This is a genomic window from Hydrogenimonas cancrithermarum (genome assembly GCF_030296055.1).
Classification (GTDB): domain Bacteria; phylum Campylobacterota; class Campylobacteria; order Campylobacterales; family Hydrogenimonadaceae; genus Hydrogenimonas; species Hydrogenimonas cancrithermarum.
This window is the reverse complement of record NZ_AP027370.1, coordinates 947,182-967,306: the sequence shown is the minus strand read 5'-3', so window position 1 is coordinate 967,306 and position 20,125 is coordinate 947,182. Positions and strand designations below refer to the sequence as shown.

Annotated in this window: 19 protein-coding genes; 5 read left to right on the top strand and 14 right to left on the bottom strand. The window is 53.8% G+C overall.

From position 1 onward, the window contains the following. Nucleotides 1-76: 76 nt before the first annotated feature. Together QUD54_RS04930 and QUD54_RS04925 are read left to right on the top strand one after the other, a co-directional pair. Entirely contained in the window at nt 77-1,264 is a 1,188-nt protein-coding gene (locus QUD54_RS04930) for a peptidoglycan DD-metalloendopeptidase family protein (protein ID WP_286337846.1), read from the top strand. Then, entirely contained in the window at nt 1,261-1,821 is a 561-nt protein-coding gene (locus QUD54_RS04925; RefSeq protein WP_286337845.1) for an NUDIX domain-containing protein, read from the top strand. Before QUD54_RS04930 ends, QUD54_RS04925 begins: the two co-directional genes overlap by 4 nt. On the opposite strand, the gene QUD54_RS04920 is transcribed toward QUD54_RS04925, so the two are convergent. Further along, nucleotides 1,811-2,683, bottom strand: a complete 873-nt coding sequence (locus QUD54_RS04920) for a carbon-nitrogen hydrolase (RefSeq protein ID WP_286337844.1) — start codon at nt 2,681-2,683, stop codon at nt 1,811-1,813. The genes QUD54_RS04925 and QUD54_RS04920 overlap by 11 nt on opposite strands. Before the next feature lie 268 nt (nt 2,684-2,951). Between QUD54_RS04920 and QUD54_RS04915 the strand changes: the two genes are divergently transcribed. After that, on the top strand, nt 2,952-3,377 hold the full coding sequence (locus tag QUD54_RS04915; protein ID WP_286337843.1) for a hypothetical protein: 426 nt from the start codon (nt 2,952-2,954) through the stop codon (nt 3,375-3,377). Nucleotides 3,378-3,407: 30 nt separating this feature from the next. Here the strand turns inward: QUD54_RS04915 and QUD54_RS04910 are convergent, their stop codons facing one another. After that, nucleotides 3,408-4,418, bottom strand: a complete 1,011-nt coding sequence (locus tag QUD54_RS04910; RefSeq protein WP_286337842.1) for an agmatine deiminase family protein — start codon at nt 4,416-4,418, stop codon at nt 3,408-3,410. Then, complete coding sequence (locus QUD54_RS04905; protein WP_286337841.1) at nt 4,393-4,617, bottom strand: hypothetical protein; 225 nt, start codon at nt 4,615-4,617, stop codon at nt 4,393-4,395. The genes QUD54_RS04910 and QUD54_RS04905 overlap by 26 nt, the downstream gene beginning before the upstream one ends. A 32-nt stretch (nt 4,618-4,649) precedes the next feature. On the opposite strand from QUD54_RS04905, the gene QUD54_RS04900 reads away from it, so the two are divergent. Together QUD54_RS04900 and QUD54_RS04895 are read left to right on the top strand one after the other, a co-directional pair. Then, nucleotides 4,650-5,660, top strand: a complete 1,011-nt coding sequence (locus QUD54_RS04900; protein ID WP_286337840.1) for an alanine racemase — start codon at nt 4,650-4,652, stop codon at nt 5,658-5,660. After that, complete coding sequence (locus tag QUD54_RS04895) at nt 5,657-6,499, top strand: alpha/beta hydrolase (RefSeq protein WP_286337839.1); 843 nt, start codon at nt 5,657-5,659, stop codon at nt 6,497-6,499. Before QUD54_RS04900 ends, QUD54_RS04895 begins: the two co-directional genes overlap by 4 nt. A 9-nt stretch (nt 6,500-6,508) precedes the next feature. Here QUD54_RS04895 and QUD54_RS04890 read toward each other — a convergent pair whose 3' ends face one another. The 11 genes from QUD54_RS04890 to ribA form a co-directional block, all read right to left on the bottom strand. Continuing rightward, a complete protein-coding gene (locus QUD54_RS04890) occupies nt 6,509-6,862 on the bottom strand; it encodes a hypothetical protein (RefSeq protein WP_286337838.1) in 354 nt (117 codons plus the stop codon). Then, nucleotides 6,859-9,264, bottom strand: coding sequence for a S8 family serine peptidase (locus tag QUD54_RS04885; RefSeq protein WP_286337837.1), 2,406 nt, complete (start codon nt 9,262-9,264; stop codon nt 6,859-6,861). The genes QUD54_RS04890 and QUD54_RS04885 overlap by 4 nt, the downstream gene beginning before the upstream one ends. A 48-nt stretch (nt 9,265-9,312) precedes the next feature. Continuing rightward, the gene (locus QUD54_RS04880) at nt 9,313-13,908 is read right to left on the bottom strand and encodes a PKD domain-containing protein (RefSeq protein ID WP_286337836.1); all 4,596 of its coding nucleotides are present in this window, start codon (nt 13,906-13,908) and stop codon (nt 9,313-9,315) included. 99 nt (nt 13,909-14,007) lie between these two features. Beyond that, complete coding sequence (locus QUD54_RS04875) at nt 14,008-15,165, bottom strand: multiheme c-type cytochrome (protein ID WP_286337835.1); 1,158 nt, start codon at nt 15,163-15,165, stop codon at nt 14,008-14,010. 63 nt (nt 15,166-15,228) lie between these two features. Then, nucleotides 15,229-16,443, bottom strand: a complete 1,215-nt coding sequence (locus QUD54_RS04870) for an MFS transporter (RefSeq protein WP_286337834.1) — start codon at nt 16,441-16,443, stop codon at nt 15,229-15,231. Next, nucleotides 16,436-17,338, bottom strand: coding sequence for an anthranilate phosphoribosyltransferase (locus QUD54_RS04865; protein WP_286337833.1), 903 nt, complete (start codon nt 17,336-17,338; stop codon nt 16,436-16,438). Before QUD54_RS04865 ends, QUD54_RS04870 begins: the two co-directional genes overlap by 8 nt. After that, nucleotides 17,335-18,198: a zinc metalloprotease HtpX gene (gene htpX, locus QUD54_RS04860; protein ID WP_286337832.1), complete on the bottom strand. Its 864-nt coding sequence runs from the start codon at nt 18,196-18,198 to the stop codon at nt 17,335-17,337. Before htpX ends, QUD54_RS04865 begins: the two co-directional genes overlap by 4 nt. 115 nt (nt 18,199-18,313) lie before the next feature. Further along, entirely contained in the window at nt 18,314-18,706 is a 393-nt protein-coding gene (locus QUD54_RS04855; RefSeq protein WP_286337831.1) for a hypothetical protein, read from the bottom strand. Next, complete coding sequence (locus tag QUD54_RS04850) at nt 18,703-18,939, bottom strand: PP0621 family protein (RefSeq protein ID WP_286337830.1); 237 nt, start codon at nt 18,937-18,939, stop codon at nt 18,703-18,705. The genes QUD54_RS04855 and QUD54_RS04850 overlap by 4 nt, the downstream gene beginning before the upstream one ends. Beyond that, entirely contained in the window at nt 18,933-19,526 is a 594-nt protein-coding gene (rsmG, locus tag QUD54_RS04845) for a 16S rRNA (guanine(527)-N(7))-methyltransferase RsmG (RefSeq protein WP_286337829.1), read from the bottom strand. Before rsmG ends, QUD54_RS04850 begins: the two co-directional genes overlap by 7 nt. Continuing rightward, nucleotides 19,523-20,101, bottom strand: coding sequence for a GTP cyclohydrolase II (gene ribA, locus QUD54_RS04840; protein ID WP_286337828.1), 579 nt, complete (start codon nt 20,099-20,101; stop codon nt 19,523-19,525). Before ribA ends, rsmG begins: the two co-directional genes overlap by 4 nt. Nucleotides 20,102-20,125: the final 24 nt, after the last annotated feature.

Below are 20,125 nucleotides of genomic sequence, written 5' to 3'. Positions count from 1 at the left end.
AACCAACTTTTAAAGCCTCTTTAACGCGCTTTCGAGTAAAATACAAGCTATTTTGAATTAAGCGATTGCAATCTCAATGAGAACATTTTTATTTCTTATCTTTTTTTTGGCCTCGTTTCTGCAGGCTTCCATTGTCCAGAAGGCGCCGTGGCCGCAGGGGGAAAGCTTTCTGCACTTCCTCGAGCATCACGGCATGCCACAGTCGATCTACTGGAACCTCGACAAAGAGGACAAGGAGCTTTGCGAGGAGATCCGTGCAGGCGTCACCTACTATACGATGACCGACGACAACGGTTCGACGATCGAGCAGGTGTTGATTCCAATCAACGAAGAGCTTCAGATTCATCTTGTACGCGACGGCGACGGCTACCGATTCGAAATGATCCCCGTTGCATATGAAGAGATTACCGATATCTTCGCTCTTCCGATCGAACGCTCTCCCTACCAGGATATCATCAAAGCCACGAACAACAGGCTTCTGGCGTACGCTTTCGTCGATGCGTTCAAAAACAGTTTCGATTTCACACGGCTTCGTAAAGGGGATATGGTCGCGGTGGTCTACAAGGAGAAACTGCGGCTTGGGCACCCTTACGGGCTTCCGACGATCGAAGCGGCGATGATCGAAAAGCGTAAAAAGCCGACCTACCTTTTCCGTTTCAAAGAGCGTTATTACGACGAAAAAGGGCGTGAAGTCGAGGGGTTTCTTTTTAGAAAGCCGGTCAACCACGTTCGAATCACTTCCCGTTTCACGCTCAGGCGCTGGCATCCGGTTTTGCATCGCTACCGTGCCCACCTCGGAGTCGATTTCGGCGGCAGGACAGGAACGCCGATCTATGCGGCGGCGGATGGACGCATTATCTTTGCGGGGCGGCTCGGTGGCTATGGCAACGTCATCAAGATCCGCCACAGAGATGGCTTCATGACACTCTATGCCCATATGCACAAGTTTCGTCGCGGTATGCGGCGCGGCAAATATGTCAAAAAGGGCCAAGTGATCGGCTATATCGGCTCGACCGGTATGAGTACCGGACCCCATCTGCACTTCGGTCTTTACAAAAACGGCCGTCCAATCAACCCGTTGGGCGTGATCAAAGTGACCAAAAAGACGATTTACGGCAAGACGAGAAAAGAGTTCCTGCATTATGCGAAGATCATGAAAGAGAAGCTGCAAAAAGCGGTCGAAACGAAAGCGTGCCCGGTACGGCTGGACGATCTTTCCAAAACCGACTACTGTATCGATGAAAATGCGAGTGTCGGCGGATGATCGAAAATTTCCGTATCGAACCGTTGGAGGAGTCACATTTCGTAAGACCGGCACTGGTGCGTTACACGCAAGAGGGGGTCGAAAAGTGCTGGGAGGTGATTCGCGCCCATGACAGTGTCGCGATTTTGATCTATCATAAAACGAAAGATGCTTTCATTCTCGTCAAGCAGTTTAGACCGGCGGTCTATCTGCAAAATGGCGATGGCCACACCTATGAACTCTGTGCCGGAATCGTCGACAAAGAGAGTTCGCTGCTGCAGATTGCAAAGGAGGAGATTGAGGAGGAGTGTGGTTACGACGTCCCGCTCGAATCGATCGAAAAGGTGACGGCATTTTACACATCGGTCGGCTTTGCCGGATCGAAACAGACGCTCTACTTTGCCGAAGTGGACGAAACGATGAAGAGGGGTGATGGAGGCGGCATCGAGATGGAGCAGATCGAAGTGATCGAGCTGCCGTTGAGCGAGGCCCGGCGTTTCATGTTCGATGAAACGATCGTCAAGACGCCCGGGCTTCTGTTCGCGTTCATGTGGTTTTTCGACCGCTTCAGTCGATAAAGCGTTTGAGCAGCCCTTCGTAGGCGTCGATGCGGCGATCACGCAGGAAAGGCCACCATCGCCGAACCTCTTCCGACCGTTTCAGGTCGATGTCGCAGTAGAGTATCTCTTCCTTGTCGGTTGCCGCGGTTGCCAGCAACTCTCCCTGTGGCCCACAGACGAAACTTGTACCCCAGAAACGGATCCCCTTCAGTACACCGCTTTCGTCTTTTTCCAATCCCGTGCGGTTGACGGCGATGAGCGGCAGGCCGTTGGCGACGGCATGGCCGCGCTGAACGGTAACCCATGCGTCGAGCTGGCGTTTTTTCTCCTCTTCGGGGTCTTCGTCGAACCAACCTATCGCTGTGGGATAGATGAGGAGTTCCGCACCTTTGAGTGCCATGAGCCTGGCGGCTTCGGGATACCACTGGTCCCAGCAGACCAGAACACCGAGGCGTCCGACGGAGGTATCGATGGGTTCGAATCCGAGATCACCGGGAGTGAAATAGAACTTTTCGTAGAAACCCGGATCGTCGGGGATATGCATTTTCCGATATTTTCCAGCGATGGAGCCATCTTTTTCAAAAACGACCGCCGTATTGTGGTAGAGCCCCGGGGCACGTTTTTCGAACAACGAGGTGACGAGAACGACACGGTCGGTTTTCGCTACTTCACTCCAAAACGAAAGATCGTTTTCGAAATCTTCCGCCAGGTCGAACAGACCAGTATTTTCATATTGGCAAAAGTAGGGGCCCTGATGAAGCTCCTGAAGGACAACAAGTTCGGCACCATCTTCGCTCGCTTCAGCGATCAAATCGCATGAGCGGCGTCGCATCGTCTCTTTCGTACCGGTCCATCGCTGCTGGATCAGCGCACTTTTCATCCATCTCCTTTCAGCCGAAGCCACGTTCGGAGTTTTAATTGCAAAGTATAGCAAAGTTCGGACGGCGAAGAAAAACAAAATAATATTTTGTTTAATAAAGATAATTATATCCGAAACTATACCTATGTATTAAGTAAGTATTTATGCGATAAGCGTGATAATGAAGTTGGATACCTGTTGTATATGTTGGAACAGTACATATACGGATGGCTTAGGCCAAAGAAAGATGAAACGACATATTCGTCTTTATAAAGGGAAAGGTTCCCCTATGAAAAAGTTATATGGATGGCGCCGTCTGAAGCGGATGATCGCCGCAGGATCGGTAATCGCCGTGACGGCAGCCTATGCAGGGCCTGCCGCGATGTTTGGTGTCGCGTACAATATAGAAGGAGGCGATATCGGTTTTACCGTCAAAGTGCTTTCGAACAACGAAAAGAACAAGGTGATCGCCGCCGGAGGCGCCACCTATTACCCCTGGGCACCGGCCAAGAAGTTCGGACTCGACGCAAGTGTCGGTTATCTGTTCGACGGCGTGGCGTTGACGGGGGGCTGGGATCTTCTGAAGAACGATTTTCATACCGCTGTAGGGTATGTCAACGTGGTCGAGGATAGCGATGGTTCCGCGCCGGCTGCCGACGAAGGCGGTTCCGACGGGACCCCTCCTCCATCGGAAGGGACCGACGGCCCGACATGAGAGTAAAACTATAGTATAGAATCTATTCTTCTATTCTTCAAAAAAGGAAGGGATCTGCATCGTGACACAGTGGAGGCTCCCTCCCTCTTCTATAAGCTTCGAACAGTCTATCGGGATAATCTCCCGCATGGGGAAAAGCCCTTTGAAAAGTTCCGTAATCTCTTTGTCTTTCTCGTCATTGTAAACCGGCAGCAGAACAGCATGGTTGGTAATGAGAAAGTTGGCATAGGTCGCGGGGAGGCGCCGCCCCTCTTTATATTTGGGTGAGGGAAGCGGCAGCGGGACGAGACGGTAGGGTTCGCCGTCGGGTGTGCGGAAGCTTTTCAGCTGTTCCTCCATCTTTTTTAGCTCCTCGTAATGGGAATCTTCCGGGTCGTTGCAGGCGACGTAGGCGATCGTCCGTTCGTCGACGAAACGTGCCAGCGTATCGATATGTGCGTCGGTGTCGTCCCCTTCGAGTTCGCCGTAATCGAGCCAAAGAATGCGCTTCAGGCAGAGTTTCTCTTTCAAAAAGTCTTCGATCTGCGCTTTGTTCATGTGGGGATTGCGGTTCGGGTTCAGAAGGCATCTGGATGTCGTCAGCAGCGTTCCTTTGCCGTCGCTTTCGACCGAGCCGCCTTCGAGAACGAAGTCGACTTTCTCGTAGTCGCCGTAGAGGTAGCCCTTTTCGACGAGCTCTCTGGTGACGGCATTGTCGAGAGCGCTTTCAAATTTCCCACCCCAGGCGTTGAAGGTGAAGTCGAGAAATTTCCGTTTGCCGTCGATATAGACGGTGATGGGGCCGAAGTCTCTCGCCCAGGTGTCGTTGGTCGGGAGTTCGACGAAGGTGATGTTTCGGATTTCACAAAAGAGCTGTTTGGTCTTTTCGGCATCGTCGCAGACGATGATGAGAGGTTCGTTGTAGGCGATGGAGCTGGCGATGCGGACGAATGGGGTCAATGCGCCCTTCAAATCCTTCGCCCAGTCGGTTCCGGCGTGAGGGAATGCCATCAAAACGGCGTCTTGCCGATGCCACTCAGTCGGGAAGGTGCACGCTGTCATCTTCGTCATCCTTTACGACGCGGATACTTTTGTAGAGCATGACGCCGACGAAGATGGCTGTCGCAATCATCCCCGCGATTTTGATCCCTGCGACGATGGGATGGGACTCCTTCTCGGGCATAAACTGCGCAGCCTGAAGCGATGCGGTCAAAAAGGGGAGCGCTGAAAAAAATAGGAGCTTTTTGATGCGTCCGTCCATTCCTTAATCCTTTATGCGGTAAAATCGTCGCCATGTCGACAATCAAAATTTCTCGCGAAAATTTTTTTTACAATATTAGCCAAATCGCCCGAAAAACTCAATCGGTCGAGAAGATCGCACTGGTACTCAAAGACAACGCCTATGGCCATGGCCTCGGCATCATGGCGAAACTGGCGCAGGAGGCCGGCATACGGCATGCCGTGGTACGGACGATGGCGGAGGCGTGGGAGATTCACGAAAGGTTCGAGACGATCCTGGTGCTTTCCGACACACCGGTCAGCGACCCCGGTGCGAAGATCCGGATTGCGGTGAACGATCGTTCGCATCTGGAGAAAATTCCCACCGGGACCCGGGTGGAGTTGAAGGTCGACACCGGAATGCACCGTAACGGTATATCGCCGACGGAGTTTTTTCAAGTGCTCGAAAGCCTCGGGGCGAAGGGTTTGAAGCTCTCCGGTGTGATGACGCACTACCGGAGCGCCGACGAGATGGGAAGTGAACTCTTCTGGCAGCGCAAACGCTTCGAGAGGATTCGGAACGAAGCGGAAAAGTTGGGAATCGGGGAGGTGCGATGGCATAGCTGCAACTCCGCGGCGCTTTTCCGCACGACGAATTTCGATGAAGGGATCGCCCGCATCGGCATCGCCGCCTACGGCTGCCTGGAAATGCCGAACTCCTTCAATGTACCTCCGCTCAAACCGGTCATGTCACTCTGGGCCGACCGCATCGCGACGAGAGAGCTGGCCCCTTCGGAGCGTATCGGCTACGGAGGAGAGGGGGTTTTGTCAAAAGGGGGTATCGTTTCGACATACGATATCGGCTATGGTGATGGATGGTTCCGGGGTGACGCTTCCCGTCCCTATACCCTTCCCGACGGCCGAAAGATCGTCGGACGCGTTTCGATGGATGCCGTCACTGTCGAAGGTAAGGACGAATCGGTCCAGCTTTTCGATGATGCGCGCAGGGCCGCGAAGCAGTTCGATACGATCGCATACGATATTCTGGTCAAACTGAGCCCCGCCATCGTGCGGGTCGTCGAATGATGTTTCTGCTTGTTACTGTCGCGCTTTTTGCACTTCTCTATCCTGTCTGGGTCGTACATAGACAGACACTCGGAACGCATGAACCGATTGTCGGAAACCCGGGCGAGTGGGGAACGGATTACGAAGATATCGCCTACGAAACCGATGACGGCATTTTACTCAAAGGGTGGTGGATCCCCGCGAAAAGTTTGAAAGCTGTTATTCTGCTACACGGCAAAGGGGGCAGCCGAAACGGCTATCACAGTGGCGTGTTCGACCTGGGACGCCGATACCACGAAGCGGGATGGAACGTGATGATGGTCGATCTGCGCGCCCATGGTGAGAGTGGTGGAAACCGCGTGACGTTCGGATTGAAGGAGCATAGGGATATGCTCGGTTGGCTCGATCGCATCGATGCATCCGGGCTCTACTCTTGGCGCATCCACGGCTTTTCGATGGGGGCCGCGACGGCTTTGATGATGCTGGAGTGTGCGCCGGAGCGGTTCAAGAGCGTCGTGGCCGACGCCTCGTGGATCGACTTCGGACGACTTGCGAGGCAGGAGCTTTGGCGCCGCGCCGCACTTCCCTCCTTCTTTTACGGCTATGTCGAACGTATCGCCAAAACCCTTTTCGGGCAGGATTTCGATTTCGTCGACAATCGGCGCCGATGCGAAAAGATGTGCGGGCGCAATATTCTCTATCTTTTCGAGAAGGATGACGCTCTCCTTGGAACATGGCACGGAGAAAAGCTGCGCAGCCTCTGCCCCGATGCCCGTATCGTCTGGTTCGAAGGTACCGGTCATGTGGAGGCTTTCAAAACTTTTCCGCAGCGTTACATGCGAATCGTTTCGAAGTGGTGACCCCTCCTTTCAATAGATGCGAAGAGGTACCGGACGGTAGAGGCGGATCTCTTCGATTTCCGGGCAACGGGAGTCGATCTTTTTCTTAAGATTCTCGATAGATAGAGCTTTTTCCGTCGTAAAGATGCAGACGCCGTCGGCGATACAGCTTTCGAAAAGGAGCCCACACTCCTTTTCGATCTTCCGGAAGTCGGCGCTCTCTATGGCATGAAATTTGACGAGGAAGCGGTTCGCTCTCTTCTCATGCGGTATCTGTTTTGCGGGATGGCTCTTTTTGTAGAGGCGCAGCGATTCGATATCGGCGGAGAATCCATGGAGGAAAGAGAAGAGCGGCAAAAGTGCGAGAGTGGCAATAGGTTTCATTGCAGATGCCCCCTGATTTCGAGTTTCAACGAACGAAGTGTCCCCGAGTCTTCTTCGAGCATATCCTGGACTCGGATGCGCCATCGGCCGGCGGAACGTTCGCCCATAAAAGCGACGCTGCCGAAACGAAACCCTCTTTTGTATGCGTTGAAGTTGAGAAAATTCGGCTGGATGAGAGGCATATCGGTCCCTGAAGGGGAAATGATGTCGATTTGGATATCGCCTGCGTACGGATGGTCGATCTCGGCCGTAAGGCCCATCCATTCGACAATCATATCTTTGGGAACATGCAGGTTCACGAAAACGGGATCTCCCCTATCCGGAATATTTATGTGCAGATCTCCGCTTTGAACGCTGTATATCTGTTCGTCGGGAAGGGGCGCATACCCTTTGTTTCGGCATCTATCGACCATCGCGATGGTATCGATGAGCCCGAAACCGTAATCGACACTGTGGTACAGGCCTGCGCCGTTTCGGATCCACGATTCGTTTTCAGGGTCGATCCGCCGTGCGGTATGGGCGATAATCCATTTGACGTCCCTGTAGCTCAGTTGCGGGCAGACGTCGAGCACGAGAGCGATGGCACCGCTTACCATCGGTGCCGCGGCGCTCGTTCCGTTCATCGCGAACGTGTAGGCCCTTCGAATGTCGTCGCCGACGGTGACAGGCCCTTTTCTTCCGCCGAGCTCCTCTTCGGTCATCGATTCGCCGGTCAGAAAAGTGGTCATGATGGTCGGTGCGGAGTAGTAGTGCTCGCCACCGTAGGCCGTAACGAGTATGTTGCTTCCTTTCGAAGAGTAGGAAGCCACTTCGTTCCGGTGGTTGATGGCACCCACCGTCACGACGTAGGGGTTGTTCGTAATGTATGATAGGTTGGCGTTTCCGTGCTCCTCTCTGTCGTTACCCGCCGCGAAGACGTAGATTCGTCCCAGGCCGTTTCGAAGCTGCGAAGTCCCGGCTCTTAGAATCTCTTCGAAAGCGGTATCCTCCACGAATGACCCGCCCCAGCTGTTGTTGCTTACCAGAATCTCGTCGGCATTGGAGGCACTGAACCACAGAAGGTCGAGGTCGTCGATATTTTCCGTTTCCAGCCAATTACTTCCGGCGATCTTTATACGGGGTGCGATTCCCCGTATCCCTTTGCCGTTGTTGGCGCGGGCGGCGACGATGCCGGCGACGGCCGTACCGTGGCCGTTGTAGAAGGTCGTGACCGGATCGCTGGAGTGGTAGTGGACGGGTGTGGGGTCGTGGGTATGGGTGACGACGTTCCAGGAGTGGTCGAGATCGACATTCAAATCTTCGTGTTCGGCGTCGACACCGCTGTCGACGATCTGGACGATACCGGCCCCGAGGGTAATATGATTGAGATCGAGTATGCCAAGGTCGTTTCCTGGTACGGTGGTGGCCCCGGCGGTATTCGCCACGGCATCGCCATCGCTTCGTATATACCACTGTTCGTCGAAAAATGGATCGCCCTCCAGGCCGTCCGGCACGCCGTCGCGATTTTCGTCCGGATCCAGTGGGTCGGTTCCGTCGGTGATCTCCACGGCATCGGGCAGAAAATCTTCGTCGGTATCGGCTTTTCGGGCATCGGTATGGAAAACGTAGGTTTCGTTTCCGTCGCTTATACTGTCACCGTCGCTGTCGGGATCGAAAGGGTCGAGACTTTCGGCCACTTCGAAACCGTCTTCGAGTCCGTCCCTATCGCTGTCGGTATCGCGCGTGTCGCAAAGATGCAAAATCTCTTCGAGATTCTCCAGTCCGTCGCCATCGCTATCTTCCAGGAGCCAGGCGGTCACGGTGGAGCCGTTTTCATCCAGAGCTTCCAGCCATCCGCTTTCGAGCAGACGCTTGTAGAACATCCGGTTTTTGAATGGAAGTTTCTGGATGTCGGGAAAAGAGAACCGATAGAAGCTCTCGGCTGTCGCGGGAGCGAGGAATACCCTTTCGATAACCCCGGTGGTATTCGTCTCCAGGCGTTGAACGAAATGGAGCAGCGTACTCATCGGGCTTACCGTGATGGAGGAATCGGAGACAGGGCTTTCGATATCCGCTTCGAGTCTTCCGGTAAAGGGTTTTCCGGTAGCGGCATCGAAGCCTCCGACGACTTCGATACGTATCGGCTTGGATAGAACGTTCAGAGAAACGGCATCCGGAATGGCGAAACGCCCGCACTCCGGTCTAGTTTTGCAGGAACAGGCACCGGTCCGGGAAGTGGCGATCGCTTCACCCGATGCCAAATCGAAGAAAGAGACATTCGCCTCACCGAGCAGGCCCTCTATGACGGCGTAGCCGTATGCCGGCTCTTTTGTTTCGGAACCCCCTGAATGGCAACCCGATACGATCGCTGCATAGAGGAAAAAGAGAAAGAGGTTGCACCAATGCCTTTCGATTCGAATCATATGAAATTATAGCCAATGCGAGAGCTCCCGGCATGGGCCGGGGGCGTCTTATTTTCTCAGAAGAAGCCGAGGATCGAAAGGAATCGTGAACGGGTTGGCTTTTCGATGGGGCTTTTTCTTTTTGCCAAGCGAAGAGTACGCTGCCATCGGTTGGTAGAGGCCATCAGCGGTGACGTATCGGCCGGGAACGTTTAAGTAAAAGGAGTATTTCCCGTATCCGCTGTCGAAGAAGATATCGATGAACTCATAGGAGGTCATGTTTTTGAACTCCTCGGCATTGGCCGACATGGAATGCGATGCCGATTCATTCTCTTCGAAGGAGAGAATTTCGTCGGCGACCGTCTGGGGGTAGATCTCCGAGAGGTTGACGTCGCCGAAATCGATCGTGGCAGAGGGGGCGAAGTCGATCAACGTGAAAGAGAATTCATTGTCTTGTTCCCTGGTATAAAGATCGGTCCGATAGTCCAGCGTCGTCATGTCGATCTTGGGCCAGTCGTTTCCAACGAAACGGACCGTTTGGCTACCTTTTTCAGACGTGATGTTCAGGTCCAGGTAGGCGTAGTTGCGGCCATCGTAAGCGCTTTGGAGCGTGCCGTCGCCATAGTAGTCGTTATGGCCTTTCGTTTGGTTGTTGATGGATTGCTGCCCCTTTATCGGGTAGTTCAGGCGGGCGTCGTCGAGATATTTGTAATGTCTGATGGTGGCTTTCTCCAAATAATCGACACGCAACTGTTCGTACGTCGCAAGGGTCACGTTTTTATAAGTCGGAGTGACCCAAAGCCACTCGGTAGTACGCTCGGTGATGTTGACATCTTTGAGCCGGTCGAACGGAACGAAATTCGCATAGTCCAGCGTCACGCCGTTCGCCAGATCTGCCGCCGTCTTGTCGGTTGCGAGGTAGATCGAAACGTTGTGGTCCGCGAAAGAGAACTTGATACCGAAATCGTACGTTCCATTTTCGTCGGTATAGTAGGCACGAGCCTTGATGTGTGCCGTGGACGAGGAGCCGTTGATTTCGTAACCCATGGTGTAGCACGATCCGGTCATATCGATGTATGCGTTCGGGGATGGAACGTTCGTGACGGTGATGTTGAAGTCGATGTCTTCGTTCGCGTAACATTCATAGAAATAGGGTTCTTCGCCTTCGGTGTAGTACCCCCAGGGGCCGAAAGGAATGTCGTAGGTTCTGACGGGGGCGTTGGCGTACATCCGTGAAAGAATGATGTTTTCATCGTCGTATATCTCTTTCAGGCTGAGCGCTCCATCTCCGTTTTTGTCGAGAGTGGCGATGGCGGCTGCATGGAATTCGTCTCTGGTCACGATGCCGTCGCCGTTGGCGTCGACATCACTCGATGTGACGTTGCCACCCTTGATCAGTGCCGCATCGATGATCCACGCCGGGAGAAAATCCGCCGTCATGATGGCGCACCAGTCTGCGCTGTCGCATTCGCTCATGTTGATATCGCCATATCGGCAGTTGTAGGAGGCGTCGTTGACGAGCATGGGTACGAGGAGCTCGTAGACGGTGTCGGTATCGAGGATCATCGATGGTTCGACGGTGACGGAGAAGGTGGTCCTGTCTCCCGTGACCGAGAAGGATGCCACACCGTTGGAATCGGTGCGTTTGGAGCCGATGAGTCGATAGTGGTCGCTGGCATCGTGGATGCCGACGAGAACGCCAGGGAAGGAGGTTCTGACCGTCAGTGTACCGCTCTGGTTCGGATCGATGACATAGACCTTCGCCGAAGCGCTGCTGCTTTCACCGTCCAGGTCGGTCGCGATACAGGTGACGGTAAAGTTGCCCGTTTCGTCGAAAAGGTGTGAAAGGGTGGTTCCCGTCGCCGGCAAAACGGCATCGTCGAGTTTCCAGCTGTAGCTTACCGGCGTACCTTCGGGATCGATCGCTTCACATTCGAACGTCTGAGTCGTTCCTACGGTAATTTGGCCTCCGTGAGGCTGTTTGGTGAAGATCGGAGGCCTGTTGCTCGCGATCACCTCCACCGTGACGGTCGCGGCGCCGGAGAGCGCCCCTTTCGAGTCTTGCGCCGTGATCGTGTAGATGTAGATGCCGGGGTCGGTAGGTTCGATGGCTTCGCTCTGGTAGAGGCTTCCCCGACTCTTCGTCAGGTTGTGCTCCGTGCCGTTCTGGTCGATGGCTTTGAGAAGAAGGTCGCTCTCTCCTTCAGGGTCGTTCGCATAGGCGAAGAGCCTGAAGCTTTCATGGTTGTTGATATCGACGATATCTCTTGTCGCACCGGCTGAAGCGATACGAGGAGGCAGGTTGCCCACATGGAAACGGAATGTATGCGAACCGGAGGCGCCATCGCTGTCGGTTGCCGTCACTGTAAGCGTTCTGTCCCCTACGGTGAGGTTGGCATCGGTGCAGTAGAAACCGTTGCAGACGAGGGGGGTACCGTCGAGATTGGCGTTAATCGTTATGGTGTCGCCGTCGGGATCGAAAGCGTAGATATAGAAGTCGTATAAACCTTCGCTTGGCAGTGGCCGGTAGCCGATATTGTACATCCTCCCGTTTTCATCGTAGGCAGTGGCGCCGTTGACGATCGGGGCGGCGTTGGCTACGACACTGTATTCACCTGAAATGGGTGTCTCCGCCGTTCCGTCGGTCACGACCGCTTCGAGCCGGTATGTACCCACTTGCAGTGCCTGTGGCGCGATGTGTGAAACCCGGGTGAGGTTGAGTTCCATAATGGTACTGAGATAGCCGTTGGTGTAGGAGTAGATATCCAGTATCGTATAGTCGCTGCCGTTTTTCAAAACGGTTCCGTTGAGGCTCAGCTGTTTGATGGTGATGGTGTCGCCGTTGGCATCCCTGGCGGAAAGGTTGAATTTGACATGCTCGGCCGAAGGTTTGAGGCGGCTTTTATAGAAATAGATGTGTCCTCTCGGTGCGATATTGGTATCGTTCACGTCCACGGATGCGTAACGGCCAGTATCGGCAGTTTCCGGGGGAACGAGATTGCCATCCACTTTCACGTTCGCGGAACCGGCACGATACGTAGCGGTATAGGAAACGTTGGGTTTGACCTTGAAGAAAGCCTTGCCCTCGTCATCGGTCGTTTTGCTTTTGTGGTAGTAGTCGTAGTAGTCGGTGCTTTTCAGGTAGACGTTTTCATTGGCTGCCGGTGTCCCATCGATTTTGTAGGCCGTGACGTAGATGCCTGCGGAATAGGGATCGACAATGCCTGTTACATTGAGTTCGTAGGCACATTCCGGATTGTCGGTTACTGGGATGGGGGAAGCTGAAACGTCGACACCGCTCCATCCAGTGATCGCACCCTTGTAGTAGAAGTTCCAGCCTGTGATGTCGGCATCGGGGATTTCGAGAACGGTATGGCCATTGGCGTCCGTATAGCTGCTGGTGTAGGTGCTGCTCTTTTGGGCGTAGACTTGCAGGCCTTCGATAGGGAATCCATTGTTGTTGTAGGTTTCGACACAGACTTCTATCGGCTGGGTGAAGGAGATGGGGGAGTCGCAATTGAGATAGCCCGAATTCCACTCGTCGGGTATACAGACTTCGAAATAGGGGTCGGTGCCATTGAGATCGTAGGCGTTGCCGACCCCTACGAATTTCCACGTGCCTTCGCTATTGTCGTTGCTCCAGATTGGTACTTCGAATTCGGGAGTGGATGGGTCGTAGTCGCCCCACCCTTCGATCAACTGTGCCTGTGCCTGAGTGATACGGCGAACCCACTTCATACTGCAATTGCTCAGGTCCACGTTGGCAGAGAGTTTGTCGTTCACCGTTTCGATGAGCTTGACGGGGTCGCCGTTTTGGTCTCTCATGACGAACATGTCGAAAGCCGCGGATATGAGACCGACCTCGTCGTCTGCCGCATTCGCTTTGTTGGAGAGCCCTTTGCCTTTGAACTCACCAGGGAAGTACTGCAGTTCGTCAGGTTTCGTCGAATCGAAAGCCTGCATCGTCACGTCGAGTGTTTTAACCTCTTTTGGGACGGAAGCGAGTGGGAACGTATAGGTCGCCAGATCCTCTTTTCCAAGCGATGCGTTTGCATCCGCTTCGGCTTTGAGTTCGGAAAGAGAAACCAGTTTCGAAAAGGAGTTCACTCCACCGTCGGCAGTGGTGCGAATACCAAAACGGATATAGGATCCCATTCTCGCCGATTCACTGAGATCGCTTAGATTCACCGTCTCTTTGAGTACGGGAATTTTTTCCGCTTCCGCCAGCACGTTGATCGTTTGGCCTGCCTTTATTTCGATGATTTTGTTGTATGGAGCGTAGCCGTCGGCGATGACACTGATGCGGCCTTTATAGGTTTTTTCGAGATTTTGAAGGGGAATTTCCACCGAAAAAGCGCCATTTTCCACGCTAGAGGTGAATGTGGGGTCTTTTTCATCGAAAATTCCATCTTCGTTCGTATCGACGGTAACGCTGGCAACCGCCGCGCTTTCCGTACCCGAAGTTTGGCGTGTCTTGAAGATCGAACGGCCACTGGTTCCACTGGTTTGGCTACCCGTCGTGCCCGAGACCACGGTGACGCCATTGGCCGTAATGGTTCCGGCCGGCTCAGTGCCTCCCCCGCCGCCTCCACCGCCGCACCCGACGAAGGTGATCGATGCAGCAAGAAGCAGGGAGCTCATCTTGTTTTTGAATGAAAGACCCATGACGATTCACTCCTTGAATTATTATTTTAAACTATAGATAAGATCATAAAAGAATCGAACTTAAATATTCATAAATATTCATAAAAACAATTTTTACAGCTAGAAAAAGAAGATTTTTGACACAAGGGTGCGGAATGTCGTGAAATCTTTTTGGGTGATCCCCAGTTTTCCGGCGGCTTTCGGATTGACGATGTAGTAGCCGAGGGTTACGCGTACTTCGTCGCCTTTTCGGGGAGTGAACGCCATGTCGATTCGCTTCTCTTCATGCGCTTTGATCACATTCTGTTTCAGAATCGAATCCGCACTCCATGGCATCGCCGGTTTACCGTTATGTCCGAGTATCGTGAAGAAGTTGACCGGTTCCAGCCGAATCGTTTTGCCATCGCGGCCGATCTCGATACGCAGTTGTGCGAGGCGGAGCGGATGGGCGAAAAGTTTGTGATCGGCACCGTTTTTCAGCGTAACGGAGAGTTTCCCCTCTTTCGCAGTCGCTTTTAACGTAATGTAGCTTTTAAGCATATCGGGCCGGTTGTGGAGCCCCGTGAATCCGTGGTAGGCATGCGTTTTGCTTTTGGCGATCGTGGAGTAGGAGCCTTCGACCTGTGGCATATGGCAGCTGATACAGTTGTTTGTACTTTTTTCGGAGCTTTCGATATCCATCGAACAGATGGCGAAACCTTTGTCGTTGCGTTTGTGGTCGTGACAGCCGAGGCACATCTTGCCGTCGGAAAAGTTTTCATTGCCGTAATCGATCGTATGGAAAGGGGAGCCGGCGGTCTTTTTGCTCAGACCGAAAAAACTGCTCTCCTCATGGAACTTGACGACGCGCTTTTCGCTCTTGCCCTCTTTCGAAGCGTAATAGAACTTGGGTGTTTCGTTAAGGATATTGAGATTCGCTTTCGCATGGATTTCGATATCTTTAATACGGTGGCAGTAGGCACAGCCGATCGGTTCGTTTTTCTGTATGGCATTCTCTTCCGGCAGAGCGGATTTTTTGCTTTTGAGCGCTTGCATGATTTTCGTATCGGTTGGCGTATGGCAGGAGGCGCACACGTACTTTCCGCTCTTTTTCAGCGGGTGTTTCTCCCAGACCGCCCTGTGGACCGGATCGTTGTGGATCGACGCGTTTTTATGCATCGAAGCGCTGTACTCTTTGGAGATGATGGGGTGGCACTTTTTACAGACGTTGGAACTGACGAAGCCCTGGGTGGCGAAAAGATCGAGAGCCGCAATCAGCAGAAAGGTCAAACGTAACATGGTCGAATCCTTGTTTTTTGACCGCATTTTATCCGATCCGGTTCCTGCTATCTATGATTTTCATCAATTCAACGAATCTTTCAATCGGAACGACATGACCAGTGCGAAAAGGAGTGCCGCTGCGGCGATGGCGTAAAGAAGAGTGTAACTGCCGAAATGGAGCACGAAGCCGCCGAGGATCGAAAAGAACATTCCGAGCGAGACGATGTTCATCTGCACAGCGACGTAGAGCGGGCGTTTCGCTTCGGGTGCCAGGATCAGGATGAGGTTGCTCGAGGCGATTCGGTTGCCGTCGGCGGCGGCACCGAAAAGGAAGAAGATGAGCATGTAGGTCGGCAGCGAGTCGGCGAAGAAGGCGAGCACGACGGCGGCCAGCTGCATCGCGATGGCAATGTTGGCGATGAGGCGGTAGCGGCCTGCGGCCCCCAGTTTCCCCCAGACGATGTTGCTGACCATCGCACCGATCATCTGAGTCGTGATAAGAAGACCGATGGCGGTGCCTGTCAGGTCGATGGTCTCTTTGGCGTCGAGGATGATGAACGGAAGGGCAATGAGGTAGCTATAGGCGAAAAGAAAGGTCAAAATCTGAGTCTGCAGCTGTTTGTCGGCTTTCAGGATTTCAAGGGCGTGTTTCAAAAAACCGGTGAACGATTCGATCTTCGTTTCGAAATGCTCCTTGACGGGCTCTTCGACAGTGGCGAAAGCCAGAAGCCCAACTCCCATCAGAATGGCGCTGAGCATGAAGAGGTAACCGAAGTCGTAGGGTGGTTCGAAAGCTTCGAGGACATATGCGGCCACGGCACCGCTGATAATGGAGCCGAGCCCCGCGAAAAACTGCCGCCACGCCATCGTCTTGCCGCGGAATTTGTGGGTGAAAATCTTCGCGACGATCTCACGGAAGTAGATCGCCCCGAACCCGGCGCTGAAGGAGAAGAAGAAGAGGCCGATGCCGATGCACCAGAGGGTCAGCGTCGGGTACTCTTTACCAAAGAGCATGATCGCCACACCGATCGAAAACCACGACAGGAAGCGGGCGATGAAGACGCGGCGCAGGTAGGGGAGCATACGGGCGTAGTGTTGCGCTTTGTAGGCAGCGAAGAGCTGCATCAGCACCGCGCCGCCGCGCAGAAGGCCGCTGAAAAAGCCGATGAGCACCGGACTGCCACCGAAGTAGTTGACCATCAGCGGTAGAATCGTGGCCGGCTCGGCGACCGTGGTGCCGACGGCGAGAAAGAAGCCGTGGAGAATGTTTTTGACGTGATTGGAGAATTTATCCATTCAGCAGTGTCCAGGCTTCTTCGATACTTGGGGCTTCGCTTTTGGCGAAGAGCCAAAGGGCGGCGTTGAGTTTCGCGATCTGCATCAACCCGTCGGAGGGATTTTTCACCATCTCCAGGGCTTCGGCTTCGTCGATGCGATCGAACGACTTTTTGTACTCTATACCGAAATCGGCCGGATCGAGGAGAATCTCTTCGGTATTTCCGTTTTCACAGACCCAGAGGCGGCATTTGCCGAATATTTCGGGTGTGCCTTCGTTCCCTTTGACGATGACCAGCCGTTTGTAGCGGTTGCCGAAAATTTCGACATATTTTTTGACGTAAGGTTTGTGGAAGACGCCGATGAGCGCCGTATCGCACATGCCGACGTTCGGAAGGCGTTCGATGGTATTGAGGCCGGTGCGCAGGCCCAGTGTCTGACGGATCGGTGTCAAATCGGCCAGCGGTTTGCAGTAGTCGGTACGGTCGAAATAGTGGATGTTTTCTGGCAGTGGCAGGGCGGAGCATACGTCCCGAACCGTCGCACCCCCTTTGGAGGGCTGCAGGGCGCCGCCATTTACGACGAGATTGAGGCCGAATGGGGCGACCATGGGCGCAGCGAGGGTGAAGATGTAAGGGTTATCGGCTTTGCCGTCGAAGGGATAGCCAAGCTCGAGGCCGTTTTCGACAGGACGCTTCACGGTCGATTCGTCGAGTACTTCCAGTGCTGCGCGAAACTCTTCCACGCTCTCCGGCTTGAGGCGCCAGCCGAGCAGAAAGGCGGCCGTCTGTTCCGGTGCCGCCTCTTGACTCAGTATCTGCGCCACCGCATCGCGCATCTCTTCATGTGTCAGGTCACGGTTGTGTTTGGAGCCGGTGCCGACACACTTGATGTAGTTGATAAAGCGCTGGCTCATCGGCCGCCCATCATTTCATGTCGGATCTGTTCCAGGCGCTCGATGCGCTGTTCGGTCGTCGGATGGGTTCTGAAAAGGTTGGCGAAACTGATGTCTTTGCCGGTGAAGGGGTTGACGATGAACATATGTGCCGTCTCGGGCGTCGCTTCGGGCAGGATGCCTTGGCGGTTGTAGTTTTCGAGTTTGACGAGTGCGCTCTCCAGCCACTCCGGATGGCCTGTCAGGCGTGCGGCACCGGCATCGGCTTCGAATTCGCGGCTTCGGCTTACCGCCATCTGGATAATACCTGCCGCGATTGGCAGGATGATCGAAAGAACGATCATGACGATCGGGTTGGGGCTGTTCTCGTCGCGCCCGCCGCCGAAAAAGGCACCGAACTGCATGATGTTGGCGATCCAGGCGATGGCGCCTGCGATTGTCGCGGCGATCGTTCCGATCAGGATGTCGTAGTGGCAGACGTGGCTGAGTTCATGGGCCAGCACCGCTTCGATCTCCTCTTCGTCAAGCAGATCGAGCAAGCCTTCGGTCACCGCCACCGCCGCATGCTGCGGGTTGCGTCCCGTCGCGAAGGCATTGGGTACGGGTTCGGGGATGATGTAGACTTTGGGCATCGGAAGGCCCGCTTTGTCGGCCAGGCGGCGTACGATGGCGATGAGCCCGGGTGCGCTGTGTTCGTCCACTTCGACGGCGTGGTAGTGCGCAAGCACCAGTTTGTCGGAGTAGAAGTATGAGAAAAAGTTCATGACGCCGGCGATCAGCAGGGCGATGAACATCCCGCTCGTACCGCCGAAGATACCACCGATCCAGACCATCAAAAGGGTCATCAATGTAAGCAATATAACGGTTTTGACCGCTTCCATTTTGAAGTCCTTTCAAATTAATAGTGAAAAATTCAGGATATGGCTTCGCCATTTCCATGTCGATTCTTTAGTGCTGTCGACTAAAATATACTATCGAAATCAACTAAAGTCAAGATTATTCAGAGAAAATAATCGCATTTTGAAAAATGACGCCGTCGATTCCCATTTGGGCGATCGCTTCCATCTCGCTCTCTTCGGAAACCGGTACGATAATTTTGGCATCGAAAAGGTAGGTTTCGGCGATTTTCTGGAGTTTGGGCGCCAGCGTCTTGTCAGCGAGGATGAAGCGCGCATGCAAAGCGTTTGCCAGCAGGGCATCTCTCACCGACTCGGCCATCACCGTGTAGGCAATGCGATTTTCGAAGCAGTGTTTTGCGATCGCTTTGGCGCCGCTGAAAGGTCCGAGCCACAATGTGCTGTTCGGCGGGGTTTTGGCAATCTCTTCGATACGCTCGACATAGTGAAGCGGGTCGAACGGAATATCGGGGTGGCCGATAATGATCATCATTTCACTCCAGCACAGCTTTTGGAACAGTAGTATTTGCCGCCGACGATGATCGCTTCATGGGAACTGACGAAGGTGCCACACTTTTCGCACTCGACCATGATCTCCTCATCTTTGCCGGGTTTACGTTTTTCGGCTTCGGCGCGCTCCTGTCGTTTTTGGGTGACTTTCGGCTTTTTGATCAGAAAGAAATAGACTGCCGCGATGACGGCGATGGTAAGTACGATTTTCAGCATTTGGAGGCTTCCTTTATCCATAAATAGTTGCGCTTGTCGCGCGAGATGAGTTCGACGCCACATGCGTCGAGCCCCTCGATCTCTTCGAAAACCTGCTCTCCTTTGTAAAAGAGCATCTGCGTACCTTCCGATACAAAAGGGCGGCTCCAGTCGATGAGGGTGGGTGTCTCGGTCACGGCACGGGAAGTGATGAGCGTGTAGGGGCGTACCTCGAGTGCTTCGACACGTTTGGCTTCGACAGTGACGTTTTTCAGCCCCAGCTCACGGGCGATGAAGCGTAAAAACGCCGCTCGCTTTCGAAGCGGTTCGCAGAGCGTACACTCGGTTTCGGGCAGAGCGATGGCCAGGACCATCCCCGGAAAACCGGCACCCGTGCCTATATCGAGCAGCGAGTCGCGTTCGGGTAGAAAGGTCAATGGCCAGATCGAGTCGAGGATCTGTGTATCGATCGCCGTACGGGTTTTCGCGCCCGTCAGGTTGTGGATACGGTTCCACTTCATCAGGTGTTTGGCAAAAGCGTCGAGGTTTTTGTGGATCGTTTCAGAGAGGTCGATACCGACATTTTCAATTGTTCGTTTCAGGCTCAAAACAGGTGTCCCATCTTCTCTTTTTTTGTTTGTAGATAGGTTATGTTGTGCGGGTTGGCTTCGACGATAATCGGCAGGCGTTCGACAATTTCGATCCCCTCCAGGCTTTCGATCTTTTTCGGATTGTTGGTCAGGAGGCGGATCTTTTCGATCTCGAAGTGGGCCAGAATCGTTTCGACCATCTCGTATGTGCGTTCGTCGGCACTGAATCCGAGCTGGTGGTTGGCCGCGACGGTGTCGAGCCCGCGGTCTTGCAGAGCGTAGGCGTTGACTTTGTTCAAAAGCCCGATGTTTCGCCCTTCCTGTCGTAGGTAGATCACCATACCGCCTTGGCTCTGGATCATGTGAAGGGCGAATTCGAGTTGCTCGCCGCAGTCGCATTTGCGGCTTCCGAGCGCGTCCCCGGTCAGGCATTCGGAGTGGACTCGCACGACCGGAGTTTCGGGGATCGGGTCGGTAAAGATGGCCAGGTGTTCTTTGAAGCAACCGTTGGAGAGAAGTTCTTTGAATGCCTGGATTTTGAAGTCGCCGAACTTCGTGGGGAGGTTGGCGACTTCGGAGATTTCAACGTTCATTCGTGATTTTTCCTAATGTTTTGG